We start from the raw sequence: 309 nt of genomic DNA, 5'->3' as shown, positions 1-309 counted from the left end.
CCTTTCCAGCAATAAAGAGAACTTTATCTCATTTTTTTACAAACATTAATATTTTCTCCTATTATTTCTTTCGCCCTGAGGCACCCTGACAAAACCAGTGGACTTTACTCACATCTATCGTTAGAGCTTCTCACTGAACCTTAGTTAGGCCTTTGTCACTCTGATTTGTCTAACGTTGATTTTTTGAGTACTATTGTTTGTGAGTTTTAAATTAAAGTACTTCTGGCGCTAGTGACACGATCTTCATGAAGTTACCTTCACGCAATTCACGAGCAACAGGACCAAAGATACGAGTTCCGCGAGGTGTTT

Annotated in this window: 1 protein-coding gene; it reads right to left on the bottom strand. The window is 38.5% G+C overall.

Annotated features, from left to right (window positions below):
- Nucleotides 1–211: 211 nt before the first annotated feature.
- Nucleotides 212–309 (bottom strand): uL14 family ribosomal protein (locus tag QWY28_RS24750; RefSeq protein ID WP_300955317.1); only part of this gene is annotated, 98 nt, incomplete at its 5' end.

The sequence above is a fragment of the Nocardioides oceani genome, assembly GCF_030412965.1.
GTDB classification, from domain to species: Bacteria; Actinomycetota; Actinomycetes; order Propionibacteriales; family Nocardioidaceae; genus Nocardioides; species Nocardioides oceani.
Note: the sequence above shows the minus strand (reverse complement) of the source record. Positions and strands in the feature narration are given on the sequence as shown.